The 19,239-nt window shown below is 69.6% G+C and carries 17 protein-coding genes; 3 read left to right on the top strand and 14 right to left on the bottom strand.

Going from position 1 to position 19,239, the window contains the following annotated elements:
• The first annotated feature begins 21 nt into the window (after positions 1-21).
• Positions 22-1,659 (top strand): D-alanyl-D-alanine carboxypeptidase family protein, encoded by a 1,638-nt coding sequence (locus FQ142_RS03140; protein WP_149422170.1) that lies wholly within the window; start codon positions 22-24, stop codon positions 1,657-1,659.
• 84 nt (positions 1,660-1,743) lie between these two features.
• Here the strand turns inward: FQ142_RS03140 and FQ142_RS03135 are convergent, their stop codons facing one another.
• From FQ142_RS03135 to FQ142_RS03125, 3 genes are all read right to left on the bottom strand, one after another.
• Positions 1,744-3,987, bottom strand: coding sequence for an ABC transporter ATP-binding protein (locus FQ142_RS03135; protein ID WP_149422169.1), 2,244 nt, complete (start codon positions 3,985-3,987; stop codon positions 1,744-1,746).
• Positions 3,984-5,711: an ABC transporter ATP-binding protein gene (locus FQ142_RS03130; protein ID WP_149422168.1), complete on the bottom strand. Its 1,728-nt coding sequence runs from the start codon at positions 5,709-5,711 to the stop codon at positions 3,984-3,986. Before FQ142_RS03130 ends, FQ142_RS03135 begins: the two co-directional genes overlap by 4 nt.
• Positions 5,712-5,879: 168 nt before the next feature.
• Entirely contained in the window at positions 5,880-6,941 is a 1,062-nt protein-coding gene (locus tag FQ142_RS03125; RefSeq protein WP_149422167.1) for an enoyl-CoA hydratase/isomerase family protein, read from the bottom strand.
• Between the two features lie 121 nt (positions 6,942-7,062).
• Here FQ142_RS03125 and FQ142_RS17575 point away from each other — a divergent pair, with 121 nt between their 5' ends.
• Positions 7,063-8,631, top strand: coding sequence for an ATP-binding cassette domain-containing protein (locus FQ142_RS17575; protein WP_223145261.1), 1,569 nt, complete (start codon positions 7,063-7,065; stop codon positions 8,629-8,631).
• A gap of 81 nt (positions 8,632-8,712) precedes the next feature.
• Here FQ142_RS17575 and FQ142_RS03115 read toward each other — a convergent pair whose 3' ends face one another.
• Positions 8,713-9,162 (bottom strand): hypothetical protein, encoded by a 450-nt coding sequence (locus FQ142_RS03115; RefSeq protein WP_149422166.1) that lies wholly within the window; start codon positions 9,160-9,162, stop codon positions 8,713-8,715.
• Between the two features lie 147 nt (positions 9,163-9,309).
• Here FQ142_RS03115 and FQ142_RS03110 point away from each other — a divergent pair, with 147 nt between their 5' ends.
• Positions 9,310-10,584, top strand: a complete 1,275-nt coding sequence (locus tag FQ142_RS03110) for an HNH endonuclease signature motif containing protein (RefSeq protein ID WP_149422165.1) — start codon at positions 9,310-9,312, stop codon at positions 10,582-10,584.
• Positions 10,585-10,772: 188 nt separating this feature from the next.
• Here the strand turns inward: FQ142_RS03110 and FQ142_RS03105 are convergent, their stop codons facing one another.
• The 10 genes from FQ142_RS03105 to FQ142_RS03060 form a co-directional block, all read right to left on the bottom strand.
• Positions 10,773-12,125: a glutamate-1-semialdehyde 2,1-aminomutase gene (locus FQ142_RS03105; protein ID WP_149422164.1), complete on the bottom strand. Its 1,353-nt coding sequence runs from the start codon at positions 12,123-12,125 to the stop codon at positions 10,773-10,775.
• A 164-nt stretch (positions 12,126-12,289) separates the two neighbouring features.
• Positions 12,290-13,267, bottom strand: a complete 978-nt coding sequence (gene hemB / locus FQ142_RS03100) for a porphobilinogen synthase (protein WP_149422163.1) — start codon at positions 13,265-13,267, stop codon at positions 12,290-12,292.
• Positions 13,264-14,055: a uroporphyrinogen-III synthase gene (locus FQ142_RS03095; protein WP_149422162.1), complete on the bottom strand. Its 792-nt coding sequence runs from the start codon at positions 14,053-14,055 to the stop codon at positions 13,264-13,266. Before FQ142_RS03095 ends, hemB begins: the two co-directional genes overlap by 4 nt.
• On the bottom strand, positions 14,052-15,068 hold the full coding sequence (gene hemC, locus FQ142_RS03090; protein ID WP_149422161.1) for a hydroxymethylbilane synthase: 1,017 nt from the start codon (positions 15,066-15,068) through the stop codon (positions 14,052-14,054). Before hemC ends, FQ142_RS03095 begins: the two co-directional genes overlap by 4 nt.
• A gap of 7 nt (positions 15,069-15,075) precedes the next feature.
• Positions 15,076-15,753 carry a hydrogen peroxide-dependent heme synthase gene (gene hemQ, locus FQ142_RS03085; protein WP_149422160.1) on the bottom strand — a complete coding sequence of 226 codons (678 nt, stop codon included), beginning with the start codon at positions 15,751-15,753 and terminating at the stop codon, positions 15,076-15,078.
• A gap of 94 nt (positions 15,754-15,847) precedes the next feature.
• Complete coding sequence (locus FQ142_RS03080) at positions 15,848-16,129, bottom strand: hypothetical protein (RefSeq protein WP_188042287.1); 282 nt, start codon at positions 16,127-16,129, stop codon at positions 15,848-15,850.
• Positions 16,116-16,523, bottom strand: a complete 408-nt coding sequence (locus FQ142_RS03075; RefSeq protein WP_045253313.1) for a phage holin family protein — start codon at positions 16,521-16,523, stop codon at positions 16,116-16,118. The genes FQ142_RS03080 and FQ142_RS03075 overlap by 14 nt, the downstream gene beginning before the upstream one ends.
• A 1-nt stretch (position 16,524) precedes the next feature.
• The gene (locus tag FQ142_RS03070; protein WP_056415131.1) at positions 16,525-16,932 is read right to left on the bottom strand and encodes a hypothetical protein; all 408 of its coding nucleotides are present in this window, start codon (positions 16,930-16,932) and stop codon (positions 16,525-16,527) included.
• 206 nt (positions 16,933-17,138) lie between these two features.
• Entirely contained in the window at positions 17,139-18,719 is a 1,581-nt protein-coding gene (hemG, locus tag FQ142_RS03065; protein ID WP_149422159.1) for a protoporphyrinogen oxidase, read from the bottom strand.
• Between the two features lie 59 nt (positions 18,720-18,778).
• Positions 18,779-19,117: a metalloregulator ArsR/SmtB family transcription factor gene (locus FQ142_RS03060; RefSeq protein WP_149422158.1), complete on the bottom strand. Its 339-nt coding sequence runs from the start codon at positions 19,115-19,117 to the stop codon at positions 18,779-18,781.
• Positions 19,118-19,239 lie beyond the last annotated feature (122 nt).

Below are 19,239 nucleotides of genomic sequence, written 5' to 3'. Positions count from 1 at the left end.
CGGGTTCGGTACCGTGAGGAGGTGACCGCTCCCGACTCCGCCGAGGCCACCCCGTCCGACGCCCTCGGCGCCGATGCACCCGGCACCGATGCCCCCGGTGCTGTCGCGACCGCCGATGCCGAGACCGGGGATGCTCAGACCGGGGATGCTGAGACCGTCGACGCCGAGACACCCGATGCTGCGACCGCCGCCCCTGCGGCGCTCGATGCCGAGATCATCGATACCGAGATGATCGATGCCGAGATCGTCGATGCGGAGACGCTCCACGCCGCGGCCGTCGATGCCGAGCCGCAGTGGGCGGATGCCGGCAGCGGCGGCACTCCCCTCACCTGGGTCGACCCGCTCGACGTCGCCGAGCACACGTCCTCGGGCTCCCTGGACACCGCGCCGCATCCGACCTCTGAGACCGGGCTGCTGAGCGACGCGAGCCTGCGCCCGGCGATCGCCCGTCCCGGGTTGCTGGTGCCCGCCGGCATCCTCGTCGGACTCGTCGCCGCATACACCGGCACCACCCTGCTGTGGCCGCTGCACGAGGTGGCGCCGACCGTGCGGGCCGTGGAGATCGCTCCGGTCGCCGCCTCCGCGGCGGCGTTGACGTGGCCGGGGCAGGGAAGCGCTGCCGCCGGCATCGCCGGGATCGGCACCGCGTCGTCCTCCGTCGACCAGGCCGCGATCGCCAGCGTCACGAAGGTCGTCTCGAGCCTGATGGTGCTCGACAGGATGCCGCTCGCGGTCGGCGAGCAGGGGCCCGAGTTCGCCTTCACCCGCGCCGACAACCTCGCCTACTGGGACTACCGCCGCTCCGACCAGTCCGCCCTGGACGTGCCGGTGGGCGGCACCCTCACCGAGCTGCAGATGCTGCAGGGCACACTGCTCGGATCCGCGAACAACTACATCGATCGTCTCTCCCGCGAGATCTGGGGGTCGGAGTCGGCGTTCACCTCCGCCGCCGCGCAATGGCTGGGCGATCGGGGTCTCGACGGCATCACGATCGTCACGCCTTCGGGGTTCGACGCCCGCAACACGGCCACCCCGGAAGCGCTGGTGGCGCTCGCCGAACTCGCGATGCAGAATCCGGTGTTCGTAGGTATCGTGGGCACCCCGTCGGTCGATCTGCCCGGAGCCGGAACCGTCGTGAACACCAACGGCATGCTCGCAGACCCCGGAGTGGTCGGAGTGAAGACCGGCACGCTCGACGACAGCTGGAATCTGCTGACGGCGAAGGACATCACCGTCGACGACACGACGGTGCACCTGTATGCCGCCGTGCTCGGCCAGACCGACGATGCACAGCGGCTGGCGGAGACGCGCTCCCTGTTCTCGCAGATCGAGACCGCACTGACGGGCCAGGCACCCGCCGTCCCGAAGGGCACGGTCGTGGGCGCCGTCACGACCCGCTGGGGTACGACCACGGATGTCGTGACGGATGCCGACGCCGAACTCGTGCTGTGGAACGGAACATCCGCGCAGACGACCACGACATTCACCCTCGGCGAGAACCGTGAGTCGGGTGAGGCGATCGGCACGGCGACGAGCGTCGGTCCGCTGAACACCGTGACCACCTCGGTCTCCCTGGTCGACGACGTCGAGGGACCGAGTCCCTGGTGGCGCCTGACGCACCCTCTCGAGCTCTTCGGCCTCGCCGACGAGCAGCGCTGACCCCGGCAGCGAGCGGCTTCGGCGCAGGAACGAGAAAGCGAACGCCCCACCCGGATGATCGGGTGGGGCGTTCGCCGTCTGCGGTCAGTGCGTGGTCTCTCCGGCATCCGGGCGCTCCACGACCGCCTGGGCCGCGGCCGCCTCGGCGGTGGGGACCTGCGCCCCGACCGACGCGCCGATCTGCGCGGCACTCGCCGCATCGTCGGCATCGCCGCTCACGACCACCGGAGTCGTCCCGGTGAGCGCGTCCTCGGCATCGATGTCGGTCGCGGCCTGCTCGAACTGCGACTGGTACAGCCGCCAGTAGGCGCCCTGTGCCGTGATGAGCTCGTCGTGCGTGCCCTTCTCGACGATGTCTCCGTGCTCCATGACGAGGATGAGATCGGCGTCACGGATCGTCGACAGCCGGTGCGCGATCACGAACGACGTGCGCCCCTGTCGCAGCGCGGCCATCGCGTTCTGCAGCAGCAGCTCGGTGCGGGTGTCGACGGCCGACGTCGCCTCATCGAGGATGAGGATCGACGGCTGGGCGACGAACGCTCGCGCGATCGTGATGAGCTGGCGCTCTCCCGCGGAGACGTTGGAGGCGTCTTCGTCGAGCACGGTGTCGTATCCCTCGGGGAGGGCGTGCACGAAGCGGTCGACGTACGTCGCCTTCGCGGCCTCGAGCACATCCGCGTCGGTCGCAGTGGACCGCCCGTACCGGATGTTCTCGCGGATGGAGCCCGCGAACAGCCACGGATCCTGCAGCACCATGCCCGTGCGCGAGCGCAGCTGGTCCCGCGTGATCTCGGAGATGTCCTGGCCGTCGAGGAGGATGCGTCCGCCGTCGAGCTCGTAGAACCGCATGATCAGGTTGACCAGTGTCGTCTTTCCCGCTCCGGTCGGTCCGACGATCGCCACGGTCTGACCGGGCTCGACGCGGAACGACAGGTCGGTGATCAGCGGACGATCGGGCGTGTACGAGAACGCGACGTTCTCGAACTCGACGACGCCCTCGCCGTCGGCGAGCATCGGCGCATCGGGCTCGTCGGCCTCCTGCTCGTCGGTGTCGAGAAGCTCGAACACGCGCTCCGCCGATGCGGTTCCGGACTGCACGACCGCAGCCATGCCGCCCAGCTCCGACAGCGGCTGCGTGAACTGCTGCGAGTACTGGATGAACGCCTGCACGTCGCCGAGACGCAGCTGGCCGCTCGCGACCATGAGCCCGCCGAGCACGGCGATGCCGACGTAGGTGAGGCTGCCGACGAAGGTCATCGCCGGCATGATTATGCCGGAGAGGAACTGCGCCTTGAAGCTCGCCTGGAACAGCTCCTCGTTCTCGTCCTTGAACTTGTCGAGGGCGTCCTTCTCGCGACCGAACACCTTGACGAGCGCGTGTCCCGAGAACGCCTCCTCGACGCGGGCGTTCAGACGCCCCACCTTGCGCCACTGCGTTCCGAAGGCCTTCTGCGACCGCGGACCGATGACGCCGAAGATCACGCCCATGAGAGGCAGCGCGACGAGGGCGACGAGAGCGAGCTGCCAGGAGATCGAGAACATCAGCACCAGCACGCCCACGACCGTCAGCACGGCGGTGATCGCGCCCGACAGCGACTGCTGCATGGTCTGCGTGATGTTGTCGATGTCGTTGGTCACACGCGAGATCAGGTCACCGCGCTGCACCTTGTCGAAGTACGACAGCGGCAGGCGGTTGATCTTCGCTTCGACCGACTCGCGCAGGCGCCACATGGTGCGCACCATGATGACGTTGATGACGTAGCCCTGGATCCAGCTGAGGAAGGCCGCGACGATGTAGATCGCGAGCACGGCGATGATGACCCACCGCAGCGCCTCGAAGTCCACCCCCTCGCCGACCCGGAAGTCGCCGAGGGCCGAGATCTGGTTGGCGTAGTCGTCCTGTCCTCCCTGGCGGAGCGCCTCGACCACGTCGTCCTTCGCGGTGCCGGCGGGGAAGCCCGGGAAGTCCCCGTTCGCCTGCGCGAGCTGCACCGAGATGAAGCCCTTGTAGATGAGGTTGGTCGCCTCGCCGAGCACCTTGGGGGCGGCCACCGTCAGCACGACGCCGACGGCACCCGCGATCGACACCAGGATGAACCACACGGCGGACGGCTTGAGCAGACCGATCATCCGGCTGAAGCTCTTGCCGAAGTTGTCGGCCTTGCCCGGTGCGACGCTGTCCCAGCCGCCGCCGTTCTGGCGTGCCTTCTCGGCGAGCTCGGCCTCGTACTTCTCTTCCTCGGTCAGTTCCGGCTCGGCCGGCTGCGCGACGTCCGTCTGGGCGGCGGCGCGACCACGTCGGGTCTTCGGCGTGTTCTGCTCGCTCATGCGTCCACCCCCAGCTGCGACTCGACGATCTCCCGATAGGTCGTGCTCGTCTCGAGCAGTTCCGCGTGCGTGCCGACGCCGACCATGGTGCCTCCCTCGAGCACGACGATGCGGTCCGCATCCGTGATGGAGGACACTCGCTGAGCGACCACGATCTTCGTGACATGGGGCAGTTCGCGCCACAGCGCCTGCCTCAGACGGGCGTCCGTGGTGAGGTCGAGAGCGGAGAACGAGTCGTCGAAGACGAGGATCTGCGGCTGCCGGACGATCGCGCGGGCGATCGCGAGACGCTGCCGCTGACCGCCCGACACGTTCGTACCGCCCTGCGTGATGCGCGACTCGAGCCCCTGCGGCATCTCCTCGACGAAGTCGCGACCCTGCGCGATCTCGAGCGCATGCCAGAGCTCCTCGTCGGTGGCCTCCTCGCGTCCGTAACGGAGGTTCGATGCCACGGTTCCGGTGAAGAGGAACGGGCGCTGCGGCACGAGGCCGATCGTCGCCCACAGCGACTCCACATCGGCCTCGCGCACGTCGACGCCCCCGACGGAGACAGCGCCGCCCGAGGCGTCGAACAGGCGGGGGATCAACGACACCAGCGTGGTCTTGCCCGCACCCGTCGATCCGACGATCGCCACGGTCTCTCCGGGTTCTGCGCCGAAGCTGATGCCCGTGAGCACAGGCGAATCGGCACCCGGGTACGTGAACTCGACGCCGTCGAAGGCGACGGATCCGGGCGTCGGGAAGTCGGTCACGCCGTTCGTCGGACGCTCCATGCTGGACTCCGTGTCGAGGACCTCTCCGATGCGCTCGGCCGAGACGGCCGCACGGGGGATCATGATCGCCATGAAGCTGGCCATGATCACGCCGCCCATGATCTGACCGATGTACTGCATGAAGGCGAAGATCGTTCCCACCTGCACGGTGCCGCTGTTGACCTCGATTCCTCCGAACCAGACGACGGCGACCACGGTGACGTTGAGGATGAGCATGAACAGCGGGAACAGGAGGACGAAGAGGGAGCCGACCTTGCGACCGACGACCATGATGTCCGTGTTCGCGCCGCGGAAGCGCTCCTCCTCGATGCGTTCGCGCACGAAGGCGCGCACCACGCGGACTCCGGTCAGCTGCTCGCGCATGACCCGGTTCACGGTGTCGAGCCTGCCCTGGTAGCTGCGGAAGAGGGGCACCATCCGGCTGACGACGAGACCCGCCACGATCAGCAGCAGCGGAACGGAGACCGCGATCAGCCAGCTGAGGCCGATGTTCGTCTGCACCGCGAAGATGATGCCGCCGATCGCGAGGAGGGGCGCGGTGACGAGCATCGTCGCACCCATCATCGCGAGCATCTGCACCTGCTGCACGTCGTTGGTGTTGCGGGTGATGAGCGAGCCCGCACCGAACTGCGACACCTCGCGCTCGGAGAATCCGCTCACCTTTCCGAAGACGTCGGCGCGGATGTCGCGACCGGCGCTCATCGACGCGCGCGCGGCGAAGTACGTGGCGATGACCGACGCGGTGATCTGCCCGAGCGACACGGCGAGCATGAACAGCCCGGTGCGCCAGATGTAGTCGGTGTCGGACTGCGCGACGCCCTTGTTGATGATGTCTTCGTTCAGACGGGGCAGGTAGAGGGTCGCGATCGCGCTGGCGAACTGGAAGACCAGCACGGCCACGAGCAACCACTTATAGCGGGACAGATATCGGACGAGGATTTTTCCCAGCACAGGCGGACTTTCTAGGAAGGATGGCGTCGCTGATCTCTCGGCGGGCGGACGCGGGCCGACGATCGCGCACAAGCTAGAGTGCCACGAACCGCCGACATTCGTATCCCCCTGCCGGTGGACCTTCGCTCACAGCGAACCGACGCCACCCGCCCGGCGGCCTCGCCGTCGTCAGAACAGCCGCGGCTCCGGCACGAACTCGCGGGCACCGGAACCGGCATCCGCGGGCAGGTCGGCGATGGATGCCGGATCCCACCGCGGGTTCCGATCCTTGTCGATCAGCTGCGCACGGATCCCCTCGACGAGGTCGGGGTGCCGCGTGACGAACCACATCACACGCCGGTATTCGCCCTCGAGCGCTGCGCGCAGCCCCGGGAGCTCGCGCGCCTCGCGGACGGCGTCGAGGGTCACCGCCAGCCCGGTCGGCGCCAGGGATTCAAGCACCTCGGCGGCCGCGGCGGCCTCGGGAGCATCGTGCGCGTGCAGGCGCTCGAGGATGCCCGCGACCGTGTCGGCGGAGAACGCCTCGTCGATCCATCCGCGGGACTCGGGAAGAGCGGACGGCTCGGGGGTCTCGTCGAAGAGCAGCACGATCTCGGCGGGCCCGGTCGGGTCCGCGCGGTAGGCGAGCGCCTCGCGCAGGGCGTCGAGCCGGTCCGAGGGCACGAAATGGTCGGCGAACCCGAGCAGCACCGCATCGGCGCCGTCCATGGTGCCGCCGGTGAGACCGAAGTACTCCCCGAATCGCCCGGGCGCCCGCGCGAGCAGCCACGTCCCGCCGACATCCGGGGTGAACCCGATGCGAGTCTCCGGCATAGCGATCTTCGAGCGCTCGGTGACGACGCGGATCGAGGCGTGCCCGGAGAGCCCGACCCCGCCGCCCATCGTGATGCCGTCGGCGATCGACACGATCGGCTTCGGGTACTCGGCGATCATCGCGTTGAGCGCGTACTCCGCACGGAAGAACTCCGCCGCCTCGTCCGCATGACCCGCCACGATCTGCGCATGCAGGCCCCTCACATCGCCGCCGGCGCACATCCCCCGCTCGCCCGCCCCGTCGATGACGACGATCTGCACGTCGGTGTCGTCCCGCCACGCCTCGAGGGCCTCGGCCAGCAGCCGGACCATTCCGAAATCGAGCGCGTTGATGGCTTCGGGCCTGTTCAGGGTGAGCCTGCCGAGGGCGCCGTCGGTGCGGACGAGGACCCGGGAGACGTCGAGGGAATCGGTCACGGGTGCCAGGCTACCCCGTACATTCGGCCTTGCCACGGCGGCCGTTCGTGGGGTAAATACGCGATCCGGCGGCTTTTCCGGCAGGATAGACGGAACTGCCCACTGCAACGAGAGGTCGCAGATGCCCGACGGACAGGTGCTGGAGTTCACGCACGTGACCAAGCGCTTCAATGACGTGACGGCGGTGTCCGACTTCTCCGCGCGAGTCGAGCCCGGCGTCGTGACCGCTTTCCTCGGCCCGAACGGAGCCGGAAAGACGACGACGCTGCGCATCCTCCTCGGTCAGGTGCGCGCCACCAGCGGAACCGCGACGATCGGCGGTGTCGCGTTCCCCGACCTGCGTCATCCGCTGCGCACCATCGGATCGGTCCTCGAGGAGACGGCCTACCGTCCCCGCCGCTCGGCCGAACGCCAGCTCACCATCGCGGCCAAGGCGAACGGCATCCCGCTCTCCCGCGTCGACGAGGTGCTCGCGCTGGTCGGTCTCGAGCACGAGGCCGAGGGCCGCATCGGCAGCTTCTCCCTCGGCATGCGCCAGCGTCTGAGCGTCGCGCACGCCCTGCTCGGCGACCCGGGCGCTCTCGTCTTCGACGAGCCGGCGAACGGCCTCGACCCCGAGGGCATCCGCTGGATCCGCCTCCTGATGCGCCGGCTCGCCGACGAAGGTCGCACGGTGCTCGTCTCCTCGCACGTCCTGAGCGAGGTCGAACAGGTCGCCGACAACGTGCTCGTGCTCTCGAAGGGCCAGCTGATGCTCTCGAGCGGCATCGAGACGCTCGCCGATCCGTCGTCCGGATCCGTGGTCGTCGACGCCGCCGATCGCGCCGCGCTCACCACCGCGCTCTCGGCCGCCGGGCTCGAGGTCGAGGTGCTCCGCTCGGGACTCACGGTGCGCGGCAGCGACGCCGGAACGGTCGGTGCGATCGCGGCATCGGCCGGGATCGCGCTCAGCACGCTCGTGCAGCGCGGACCCACCCTCGAAGACGTCTTCATCGATCTCGTGCGCGGCGGCCGGTTCGAGCCGCGCGCCGACGCGGCACCTGCGGCGATCGAGGCGCCTGCCGCTGTCGAGGCGGATGCGGCTGTCGAGGCGGATGCGGCTGTCGAGGCGGATGCGGCTGTCGAGGCTGAGACTGATTCTGCCGTCGCGGCTGCGGACGACGAGACCGACGTCCCGGGCGAAGCGCCTGCCGAGGAGTCGGCGCCTGTCGAGTCCGAGGCACCTGCCGAGGAGTCGGCAGCCGAGGAGGAGGAGGCACCCGCCGAATCCGCCGAGGATGCGGCGTCAACCGGATTCGAGGCACCTGCCGAGTCCGCCATCGCACCGTCTTTCGACGAGATCCTGTTCGGCACGACGCCGGCGAGTACTGCAGACGACGAGGCGGAGGACGAGGACCCGCGGTCCGCAGCCGTCAGCTCCATGCTCGCCCAGGCGGCTCGGGCGTATTACGAGGACGAGCCGAGGGAGTACCCGCTCGAGAACGCGTCGAGCGAGGACAGCGTCGTCGAGAGCATCGACGAGGCCGCGCCCGAGGGCGCTGCGCCCGAGGGTGCTGCCGACGAGGGTGCTGCCGACGACCACGAGCACGCCGAGGACCACCACTCGGAGCACCAGAACGATGCTGCCGAGAACGAGGCGGACAGGAACGACGACTCGGAGCAGGACGACTCCGAGCCTCATCGTTACTGAGACCTGACGAGAACGCCCTCCACGCCGCACGGCGATGGAGGGCGTTCCTCGTTCATGAGGGAGTCTCGGCGCTCCCCGGCCTCACGCCGGACGCGGGCGGATCACCGGACGCCGGCTTCCCTTCGACACGGGGATCGGGGAGGTGGCGACGATCTCCTCGACATCCGCGGGCTCATCCGTCACGTCGAGCCGGAGCGCCTGCGTCAGTGCGAGACCGTGGCTCGTGGTGAGGATCAGTCGCCGGTACTGGTCATCGCCGAGGAGGTCGACGACGACGCTCGGTCGCCGCCTGCGGATCAGCACGAAGTCGGTACTGCCGGCGGCCTTCCACGTTCCGGCGGCGAGGATGCCCGGAATATGCGTCCCGGGATTGGGAACTCCCCGAAGCCACGTCCACGCGTCGTCGATCAGCTGCACTTTCGCGATGGTCTCTCGCTCGATGCGGAGATTGTCGCGGTGAAAGCTCGCAGCCCGCTCGATCGGCGAGAGCACGATCTCGAGTCGCGTCTGATCAAGCAGCAACGTCACCATGCGTCCAGTCTGCCAGCGGCACCCGCCCAGATGTCTGTGTCTTGCTCACAGGAAGGCAACGATCCCTTGTCGGTTCCCAGGTGTCCACGTCTTTCTCCCATTCCGATGTTCTGCTCGACATTCGAACAAACGTACTAGAATCGGAGCATGACCTCGACCACAGACCTCAGCCTCGAGCAGCGCGGTGCGCTGCTCGATTCCTGGGTCGAGAAGCGACGTCAGATCGCCCGACTGGAGGCGGAGGCGTCTGACATCCTCGCCGAGCGGATGCGGCTCTGCACGGCCGAGTCCGAAGAGCACCCGTACCACCGTGACGCGATCCATCGGTCCATGGTCGCGGAGTACGCGGCCGCCGGGCAGATGAGCCAGGGCAGCGTCGAGTACGCGCTCACAGACGCGGGATTCCTCGCCGACGGCCGCCACCCGCGCGTGCAGAAGGCGTTCCGAGCCGGAGCGATCTCGGCCGCACACGTCCGCGAGATCGTGCGGGCGGCGGGAGTGGTCCGAGAGGCCGTGAACAACGGACGGGCCGACTCCGATGCGCTGCCGTTCTACGACAGCGCGGCGGTCATCGTCGCAGAGCACGAGACGCCGGCCCGCACCCGCGCGCACATGCGCGAGCTCGCCGCCGCCCTCGCCGGCTCGACGACGGTGGAGCGTCACGCACGAGCGACATCGGAGCGCACCGTCACGCTGCGGTCCGCCGACGACGGCCTCTCCGTCCTGAGCGTCGTCCTCCCCGAACACCTCGCCACGGCGATCCACGACCGTCTCACCCGGCTGGCGCGGGTGGTGATCGCGGGGCGGGGCGGCGACGGGATCCAGGTCGAGATGACGGACTCACGCTCCATCGACCAGGTGCGCACCGACCTCCTCATCGACCTGCTCCTGACCTCCGACCCGAGCGCGGCGAACGGCTCGGGTCTCGACAACATCCAGGCTCGGATCCAGGTGACCGTCGCGGCGACGACGCTCGCCGGGATCGATGACCGTCCTGCCCACCTCGACGGACACGGACCGCTGCACCCCGACGTGGCCCGCGACCTCGCGGGACGCAACGGCGGGTGGTCACGTCTGTTCCTCGATCCATCAGGGCTCGTCGTGGAGACGGATGCCTACACCCCGACCGAATCGATGCGACGATTCCTGCGGGCGAGAGATCAGCACTGCCGATTCCCGGGATGCAGGATGCCGGTGCATCGATGCCAGCTCGACCACACGTTCGATCATGCGAAAGGCGGCAGGACCGAGATCCACAACCTGGGTCACCTGTGCGCGACCCACCATGTGCTCAAGCATCCCGACGTCGGCGAAGACCATCGATGGACCGCCCATCAGCTCCCTGACGGAACCATCGACTGGCGGAGTCCGCTCGGACGCACCTACCGCGATACTCCGCCGCGCCGGGTCATGTTCGTATGACGACCCGTGGGGTTTGCATGACGACGTGGGGCGGACGTGTGACGGCCCGAGATGTTCGCATGACGACGTGGCACGGTCGCGTGACGACCCGTGACCGTGACGCCGAATGCGTTCGCGTGACGACCCGAGACGTTCGCGTGACGACCCGAGACGTTCGCGTGACGGTCAGAGCGAAGACGGCCGCGTGCTCACGCCGTCGCGTCGGGGGCAGTCGCTGCCGGGTCCGTGGCGGCGGCAGCGGCACGAGCCGCGATCGGCAGCGCCGCCTCGATCCTCTGCAGCTCCTCTTCGCCGTGCGCGGCGGTGAGGAACCATGCTTCGAACACGCTCGGCGGCAGGGCGACGCCCTGCTCACGCATCGCGTGGAAGAACGGCGCGTAGCGGAACGACTCCTGCGCCAGCGCGTCGGCGTACGTGCGCGGCGACGACGCGCGGAACGACGCGCTGAACAGGCTGCCGGCGTGAGCGACGGCATGGGTCACGCCGGCATCCGTGAGCGCGGCATCGAGCGCCGCCGAGACCCGGGCGGCCGCGGCATCGACCGTGGCGTAGACCTCCGGCGTCGCGAGCCTCAGCGTGGCGAGACCCGCGGCGACCGAGAGCGGGTTACCCGAGAGCGTGCCCGCCTGGTACACCGGGCCGAGCGGCGCCAACATGTCCATGACCTCTGCGCGTCCACCGAGAGCAGCAAGAGGCATCCCCCCGCCGACGACCTTGCCGAAGGTGATGATGTCGGGCAGATACTGCTCTCCCGCCTCCGCCTGCAGGCCCCAGAATCCCGCCGGATGCACGCGGAAGCCGGTGAGCACCTCGTCGAGGATCAGCAGCGCGCCGTGCGCGTGGGCGGTGTCGGCCAGCAGCCGGTTGAAGCCGGGCGCGGGGGGCACGACGCCCATGTTGGCCGCAGCCGCCTCGACGATCACCGCGGCGATGCGATCGCCGTGCTCGGCGAACACCGCCTCCAGCGCCCCGGGGTCGTTGTAGTCGATCACGAGCGTCTGTGCCGCGATCGGTGCGGGGACACCCGCCGAACCGGGCAGGGCGAGCGTGGCGACACCCGAACCTGCCGCGGCGAGCAGGCCGTCGGAATGTCCGTGATAGTGGCCGGCGAACTTCACCAGCAGGTCGCGTCCCGTCGCACCACGAGCGAGACGGATCGCCGTCATCGTGGCCTCCGTGCCGGTCGACACCAGACGCACGCGCTCGACGGGCCGGGCCTCGCCGACACGCACGCGCTCGGCGATCACGGACGCGAGTTCGACCTCGCCCTCGGTCGGAGCGCCGAAGGACAGACCGCGGGTCGCCGCCTCCTGCACCGCGGCGACGACCTCGGTCTGCGCATGGCCGAGCAGTGCAGGACCCCACGACGCGACCAGGTCGACGTAGTCGGTGCCCGCGGCATCGGTAACCGTCGCACCCGACGCCGACGCGAGGAAGCGCGGCGTTCCACCGACCGAACCATACGCGCGCACCGGCGAGTTCACGCCACCGGGGATCACCGCACGGGCAGCGGAGAACAGGTCGTCATTGCGGTCGGTCACAGCACACTCCTCAGCGATGCGCGGAGGTCTCCCGGCATCTCCTCCAGGCTAGCCCGAAGACCTGGGCACAGGACCCAGACCCGAAGACAGGACTCAGACCCGAAGACAGGACTCAGACCCGAAGACCTGGGCTGGGTGAAGTACCCGGGCCGGGCCGACTCAGGTCAGCCGCGCAGCCAGCGGGCGGCCTCGATGGCCCAGTAGGTCAGCACGACGTCGGCGCCGGCCCGACGGATCGAGAGCAGCGACTCCAGGATCGACGCGCGGCGGTTGATCCAGCCGTTCGCGGATGCCGCCTCGATCATCGCGTACTCGCCGGACACCTGATACGCCCACACCGGGATGTGGACGGTGTCACGCACCTCGCGCAGCACGTCGAGGAAGGCCATCGCCGGCTTCACCATGACGATGTCGGCTCCCTCTTCCTCGTCGACCACGGCTTCCCGCACGCCTTCGCGCCGGTTGCCCGGGTCGAGCTGGTAGGTGCGGCGATCGCCGGTGAGCTGGGAGTCCACGGCCTCGCGGAACGGCCCGTAGAAGGCGCTCGCGTACTTCGCGGCGTACGCGAGCAGCAGAGTGTCGGTGAATCCTTCGGAATCGAGCGCCTCGCGGATGACCGCGACCTGGCCGTCCATCATTCCCGACAGACCCAGCAGCTGGGATCCGGCGCGCGCCTGGGAGAGCGCCATCGAGGCGTAGCGCTCGAGCGTGGCATCGTTGTCGACCGAGCCGTCGGCCCCGAGGACACCGCAGTGCCCGTGGTCGGTGAACTCGTCGAGGCAGAGATCGGTCTGCACGACCAGGGCGTCGCCGACCTCGGCGGCCAGCACCTCGGTCGCCACATTCAGAATGCCCTGGGGGTCATCCGCGCCCGAGCCCCGTGCATCGCGCACCGCCGGGACGCCGAAGAGCATCACGCCGCCGACACCCGCCTCGGCGGCCTCGGTCGCCGCGACCCGCAGAGAGTCGAGCGAGTGCTGCGCCACTCCCGGCATCGATCCGATCGGTGCCGCCGCGGTCAGACCCTCGCGGACGAAGAGCGGCAGCACCAGCTGCCGGGGTTCGAGCGAGGTCTCCCGCACGAGACCGCGTACAGCGGGCGACTGGCGCAGCCGGCGCAGCCGGACCTCAGGGAAGCTCACGGTGCGAGCTCATCCGCCGCGTGCGGGAGGGTGAAGCTCGACACGGCATCGATCAGCGCATCGACGGTCTGCTTGTCGGCGACGACCGTGATCGGGAGGCCGGCCTTGTCGGCATCCTTCGCCGTGCGCGGTCCGATGGCCGCCAGCAGCGTGTCGTCAGGGATCTCGGGGAACTGCTCGCGCACCTGAGCCGCGACCGATCCGCTCGTGATCAGGATCGCGTTGATGCGGCCGTTCTCGACGTCACGCTTGATGCGATCGGTCACCGGAACGCCGACCGTGCGGTACGCCACGACGCTGTCGACATCGTGGCCCGCGTCCTGCAGCAGCACGCTGAGCACGGGTTTCGCGATCTCGCTGCGCAGGGCGAGGATGCGGCGCGGCTGCGTCTCGAGAGCGATCAGCTGCTCCGCCATCCCCTCGGCCGAGTTGTCCTGCTCGGGAACCAGCGCGACCTCGTACCCGACCGCCTGCAGCGCCGCCGCGGTGGTCTCGCCGACAGCGGCGATCCGCGTGCTGCGCGGCACCACCGCCCGGTGCGCGAACATGACGTCGACGGTCGTCGCACTCGTGACGGTCAGCCAGTCGTACGATCCGCCGGCGAGTTGCGCGAGGGCCACGTCCAGCGCCGCCTGGTCGGTCGTCGGCGCGAAGTTGATCAGCGGCGCGACGACGGGCACAGCACCCTGCGCGCGCAGGCTCGCGGCGACGCTGTCGCCCCACGGGCCCCCACGGGGAACGAGGATGCGCCAGCCGTCCAACGGTCGGTCCTGCTTCGTATTGGTCATGATGAAGGATGCTCTCGGGAGACGAGGTCGGCCGCCCCTTGATCGAGCAGCCGATGGGCGACAGACAACCCGATCTCGCGTGCCGCGTGCATCGGGGGTGCACCATCGGCAGCATCCGCTCCGTTGCCGCTGCCGTTCCGACGAATATACTCCCCGTTCAGGGGTTCGGTGACGTCGAGGCCGATCCGACGGCCCCCGTCGGAGGCGTAGACGACCGCCCGCACGCGGATATCCCCTCCCTCGACGACCGCATGTGCGGCCATCGGAGCTTGGCATCCGGCGTCCAGCCCCTCGAGCACGGCGCGCTCCGCGGTCACGGCCACACGGGTGTCGTGATCGTCCAGTTCGGCGAGCGAAGCCAGAAGGTCGGCCGGAGCATCGGTGCGGGTCTCCACCGCGAGCGAGCCCTGCCCGGGCGCGGTCGGCCACTCGGCGAGGCCGAGCTCCTCACGCCGCAGCGGCGAATCGGAGCCCAGACGCGAGAGGCCCGCGGCGGCGAGGATCACGGCCTCGAGCTCCCCCGACGCGACCCGCTGCAGACGCGAGTCGACGTTGCCGCGGATGTCGACCACCTCGGCATGCGGGGCCCGGCGATGCACCTGCGCCATGCGACGCGGCGAACCCGTGCCCACTCGGCTGCCCGCACGCAGCGCATGCAGCGGTGTGCCTCCGCGAGTGATCGCCACGTCGCGGGCGTCCTCGCGACGGGGTGTCGCCGCGATCACGAGACCGTCCGGGATCGCGGTCGGCAGGTCCTTCAGCGAGTGCACGAGGAAGTCGCACTCCCCTGCGAGCAGCGCCTCGCGCAGACGGGTGGCGAAGATGCCCTGTCCGCCGATCTCCGACAGCGATGCACGATTGGTGTCGCCCTCGCTGGTGATCGGCACGAGCTCGACCGGATGCCCGGTGATCTTCTCGAGAGCCGCGGCCACGTGGCCGGACTGGGCCTGCGCCAGCGCGCTGCGTCGAGTCCCCAGTCGGATCGGGGCGGTCCTGGTGCGAAGAATGCTCATGGTCGGCTTACTGCAGCACGTCTGCGATCTCGTCGAACCGGAGACGACGTCCCGTGTAGAAGGGGATCTCCTCCTTCACGTACAGACGCGCATCCGTGTACCGCAGGTCGCGCATGAGGTCGACCAGCTCGGTGACCTCGTCGGCCTCGAGCGGAAGGATCCACTCGTAGTCGCCGAGCGCGAAGGCCGCGACCGTGTTCGCGATGACGCCCGTGAACGCGGCACCCTTGCGACCGTGGTCGGCGAGCATCTTGCGACGCTCCTCCTCCGGTGCGAGGTACCACTCGGGCGTGCGCACGAACGGGTACAGGCACAGCCAGTCCTTGGGCTCCACACCGCGGAGGAATCCGGGAACGTGCGCGCGGTTGAACTCCGCGTCACGGTGCACGCCCATCACGTTCCAGACGGGGAGGAGGGTGCGCAGCAGCTCCGTGCGGCGCAGGCGACGCAGCGCCTTCTGCAGACCCTCCGCCGTGTCGCCGTGCAGCCAGACCAGCAGGTCCGCGTCGGCCTTCAGGCCGGAGAGGTCGTAGAAGCCGCGGACCGTTACGCCGGAATCCTCGACGTACGAGACGATCGTCTCGAGTTCGGTGGAATCGGATTCGGTGACCGGAACATCGGGGTTCCGTCGCCAGACCGCCCAGAGGGTGAAGCCGGACGGGTTCTCTTCGCGTTCATCGGACATGGCTCCAGTCTGCCCCCTTCGTGGAGAGCTCGCGAACGCGAGTCGGATTGCGCTGATGTGCCGTCGGTCGGGCGTCCGGCCAACGGGCGTTCGGTCAGCGGGCGAGTGCCCGAGCGATCGCCCAGACGGCCCCTCCGACGACCACGGCGACACCGACTGCACCGGCGATGGCGGCACCCGGGTTGCGGTCGGCGAGCACCCGCGCCTTGGCGACGGCGCGCTTCGAGGCCTTGTCGATGCGGCGGGGGAAGTTGCCCTTGACCTCGATCGCCGCGAGAGCGGCCTTCAGCTCGGCGCGCGCCGATTCGACGGGGTCGACGATCCCTGCGGGGACCGCGGTCTTCGGCAGCGATCTCGTGATGTCAGAGTTCGTCACGGCCGGCCTCCTTCACGAGTCGGACGTCCTCGCCCACCGCCTGGACGGGGTTCTTCCGGGCGAGCACCTTGCGGAACTTCAGGATGCCGAGCAGCGCGAACAGCAGCACGGCGAGGATCAGGATGCCGAGCACGGCGAGCGCCGACAGCCAGACCGGCCACCACGACGACAACCCGGCGATCGCGAAGACCAAGATCACCGGCACGGCCCAGAACAGGAAGAACAGCGCGACGAGGAACCAGACGGATCCGATGCCTGCATCCTTCGCGACGCGCGAGACCCAGGCCTTGGCCGCGTTGATCTCGGCCTTGACGAGGCTCGTGATGAGCTCCGGGAGGTCGCCGATCAGCGACAGCAGGCTGTCCTCTGCACGATCGCGGTATCCGCGGGGCATGTCAGCTCCCGGACTTCGCGGCGGTGGACCGCGATGAGGCCGGCTTCTTCGCGGCGGGCTTCTTCGCGGTGTCCTTCGCCTCGTCGACGGCGTCTTCGGTCGCATCGACGATGTCGTCCGCAGCCTTCTTGCCCGCGGCGACGGCGGAGTCCAGTCGCTGTCCGGCGGTCTTGTCGTTCCCGCCGACCGACTTCACGACCTTCTGCACGCCGTTCCAGATCGCGCCGGGCACCGCGGCGGCCTTGTCGCCGACGTAGCCCTTGACCTTGTCGACCTGCTCCTGCACCGGGTCGAGGTTCCAGACCTTGAGCCACTGCGTCTTGATCTGCTCGTAGCGCTCGCGGCCCGCGCGCGTTCCGAGGACGTATCCCGCTCCGAGCCCTACGACGAGTCCGATCTTCCCCTTCATGGGGTCTCCTCACGTTGTTCCGGTAGAACGCCCTGGGGCGAACTGACGGCCCGGTGCCGCCTGGCAGGAGTCCAGCGTAGCCCCGTATGCCGAATTCGGCATCTACCGGGGCAGAGGGTTGACAGCGGGCCGACTTTCCTCTTCATCCTGCGGGTCACCCGTGCTCCCGCATCCGCGGCTCGTCGGCCCCGCCCAGGGAGTCGCCGTCAGTCCCAGAGCAGCGATCGGCGCAGCCGATCCGCTTCCTCCTGCGCATCGGGGATGACCTGCGCGAGACCGGTTCCGGCGAGCCACGCCCCCACCGCCGCGATGCCGGGCACCGCGTGGATCGCGCGGCGTGCGGCCTCGCGTCGAGCGCCGGAGCCGATGATCGACGCGGGTTGGGACTGCACGTAGCGCGCTCGGTGCGCGTCGACGAGATCGCTCTCCGCCAGCGGGACCCCGAGCAGGGCCGACGCCTCACGCAGAGCGACTCGGGCGGCGGCGGCGTCATCGAGCCCGGCCGTCGCAGCAGGCTCGCCCTGCGCGCCGAAGGAGACGCGCACCAGGTGGCGGTCACCGGCGGCCTCGCGCACCCAGTCCCACTTCGCGCTCGAATGGGTGAGCGCCTTGGCGGTGTGGCTCCCCGGGACGGTCAGCACACCGGTACCGCGTGGAGCGCCCGAGAGCGCCCGAGCGGCGAGCAGCAGCGTCACGATCTCGATCTCCGGGGCATCCGCCGCCGTCGTCAGGGAGAGCTCCGGTGCGGCCTCCTCGAGAAGACGTCGCGCGGCGTGCTCCGACGTGGCCAGCACGACCCCGTCGGCCGCGAGGTCGAGCTGCTCCGTCGCCTCCTCGGCGAGTCCCGCCGTGGCGTCGGCATCTGCGGCGTCGGAATCCTTCAGGCCGACATCCGCGGCGTCGGCGCGCACGACCCAGCCGTCCCCCGACGACGCGATCCGCGTCACTCGGGCCCCGGTGCGCACGACGCCGCCGAGCTTCTCGATGTCGGCGACGAGCGCCTCGACGAGCACCGTCATCCCGCCCTGCAGCCCTTCCACCGCGGCGCCGGGCGCCTGGGCCGGGACCTGCGCCTGGGCGGCGCGCGCGGCCCCCTGCTCGCGGAGCGCCTGGACGGCTCCCGACAGCGAGCCGACGCTCGTGAGCGCCGCGTTGAGTCCGGGGGCGGCGATGTCGACGTCGACGTCGTCGGGTGACGCGGAGTAGACGCCGGTCGTGACGGGGGCGACGAGGCGATCGCGCACCTTCGCCCCCATGCGCGACGAGACGAGTCTGCCGAGGCTCTGGTTGTGGCCGATCGTCAGAGGGGGGCGGATCCGGTCGAGGTATGCCCGCCACGCTCCCGACCATCCGATGACGCGGCGTACGTCTTCCTGGAACGGGTTGCCGGGGATGCCGAGGATCCCGCCGACCGGAAGCGGAGCGGCGCCGACTCCGGGGATGCCGGCCAGCCAGGCTCCTCCTGCCGCCGGGGCGACGATGCGATCGGAGAGGTCGAGTTCGGCGAGCAGCGCGCGGACCCGCCCGCCCCGCGTCGCGTAGCTCTCGGCGCCGGCATCGACCACGACCCCGTCGAGCTCCGCGCGCCGGATCGCACCGCCGACGGCATCCGAGGCCTCCAGCAGCGTCACGTGCATGCCGACCTTGACGCATTCGCGTGCCGCGATCAGTCCGCCGACGCCCCCGCCGACCACGACGATGTGCCGCGTCGCGGCACGGGCGGCCAGGTCGACGGGCTCGGGGCGGGACGACTCACTGTTCGCGGGCTTCACGGGCTTCGAGGTCATGGATCAATCCTTTCATCCACGACGCGGCGTCGATCCGGTCTCGGGCCGGAAGAACCGGATCACGCCTCGGCGGGGGTGTGCGCGCTGCTCCCGGTGCCGCGCTTGCGCACCTCGCGGAGCACGATCTGCTCCGGGCACACCGCCGAGAGGAAGTCGCCGACGGACAGCGCCAGGCGCTCCCCCACGAGCGAGTACAGGATGCGGTTCGCGTCGCGCCGCTCGGTGACGAGCCCCGCCTGGCGCAGCACACCCAGGTGACGCGAGATGGTGGGGCCGCTCGACGAGAACCGCGAGGCGATCTCGCCCGCCGCCAGCTCACCCTCCTTCAGATCCTGCAGGATCTGCCGTCGCGTCGGGTGGGCCAACGCCGAGAAGATGTCGGACGCGTCATCTGCCATGTTCGCAATCTAGCACTCAGGCTATATTGCGAGGGCCGCGGGGTCGGCAAGAGCGATGGTCGAGGCGTCCGGGACCAGGATCCGATCAGAGCGTCCGGGCCGGGTCCGATCAGATCGAGTGG

The organism is Microbacterium sp. ANT_H45B (assembly GCF_008369345.1).
Taxonomy (GTDB): Bacteria; Actinomycetota; Actinomycetes; order Actinomycetales; family Microbacteriaceae; genus Microbacterium.
This window is presented reverse-complemented; position numbering and strand designations above follow the sequence as displayed.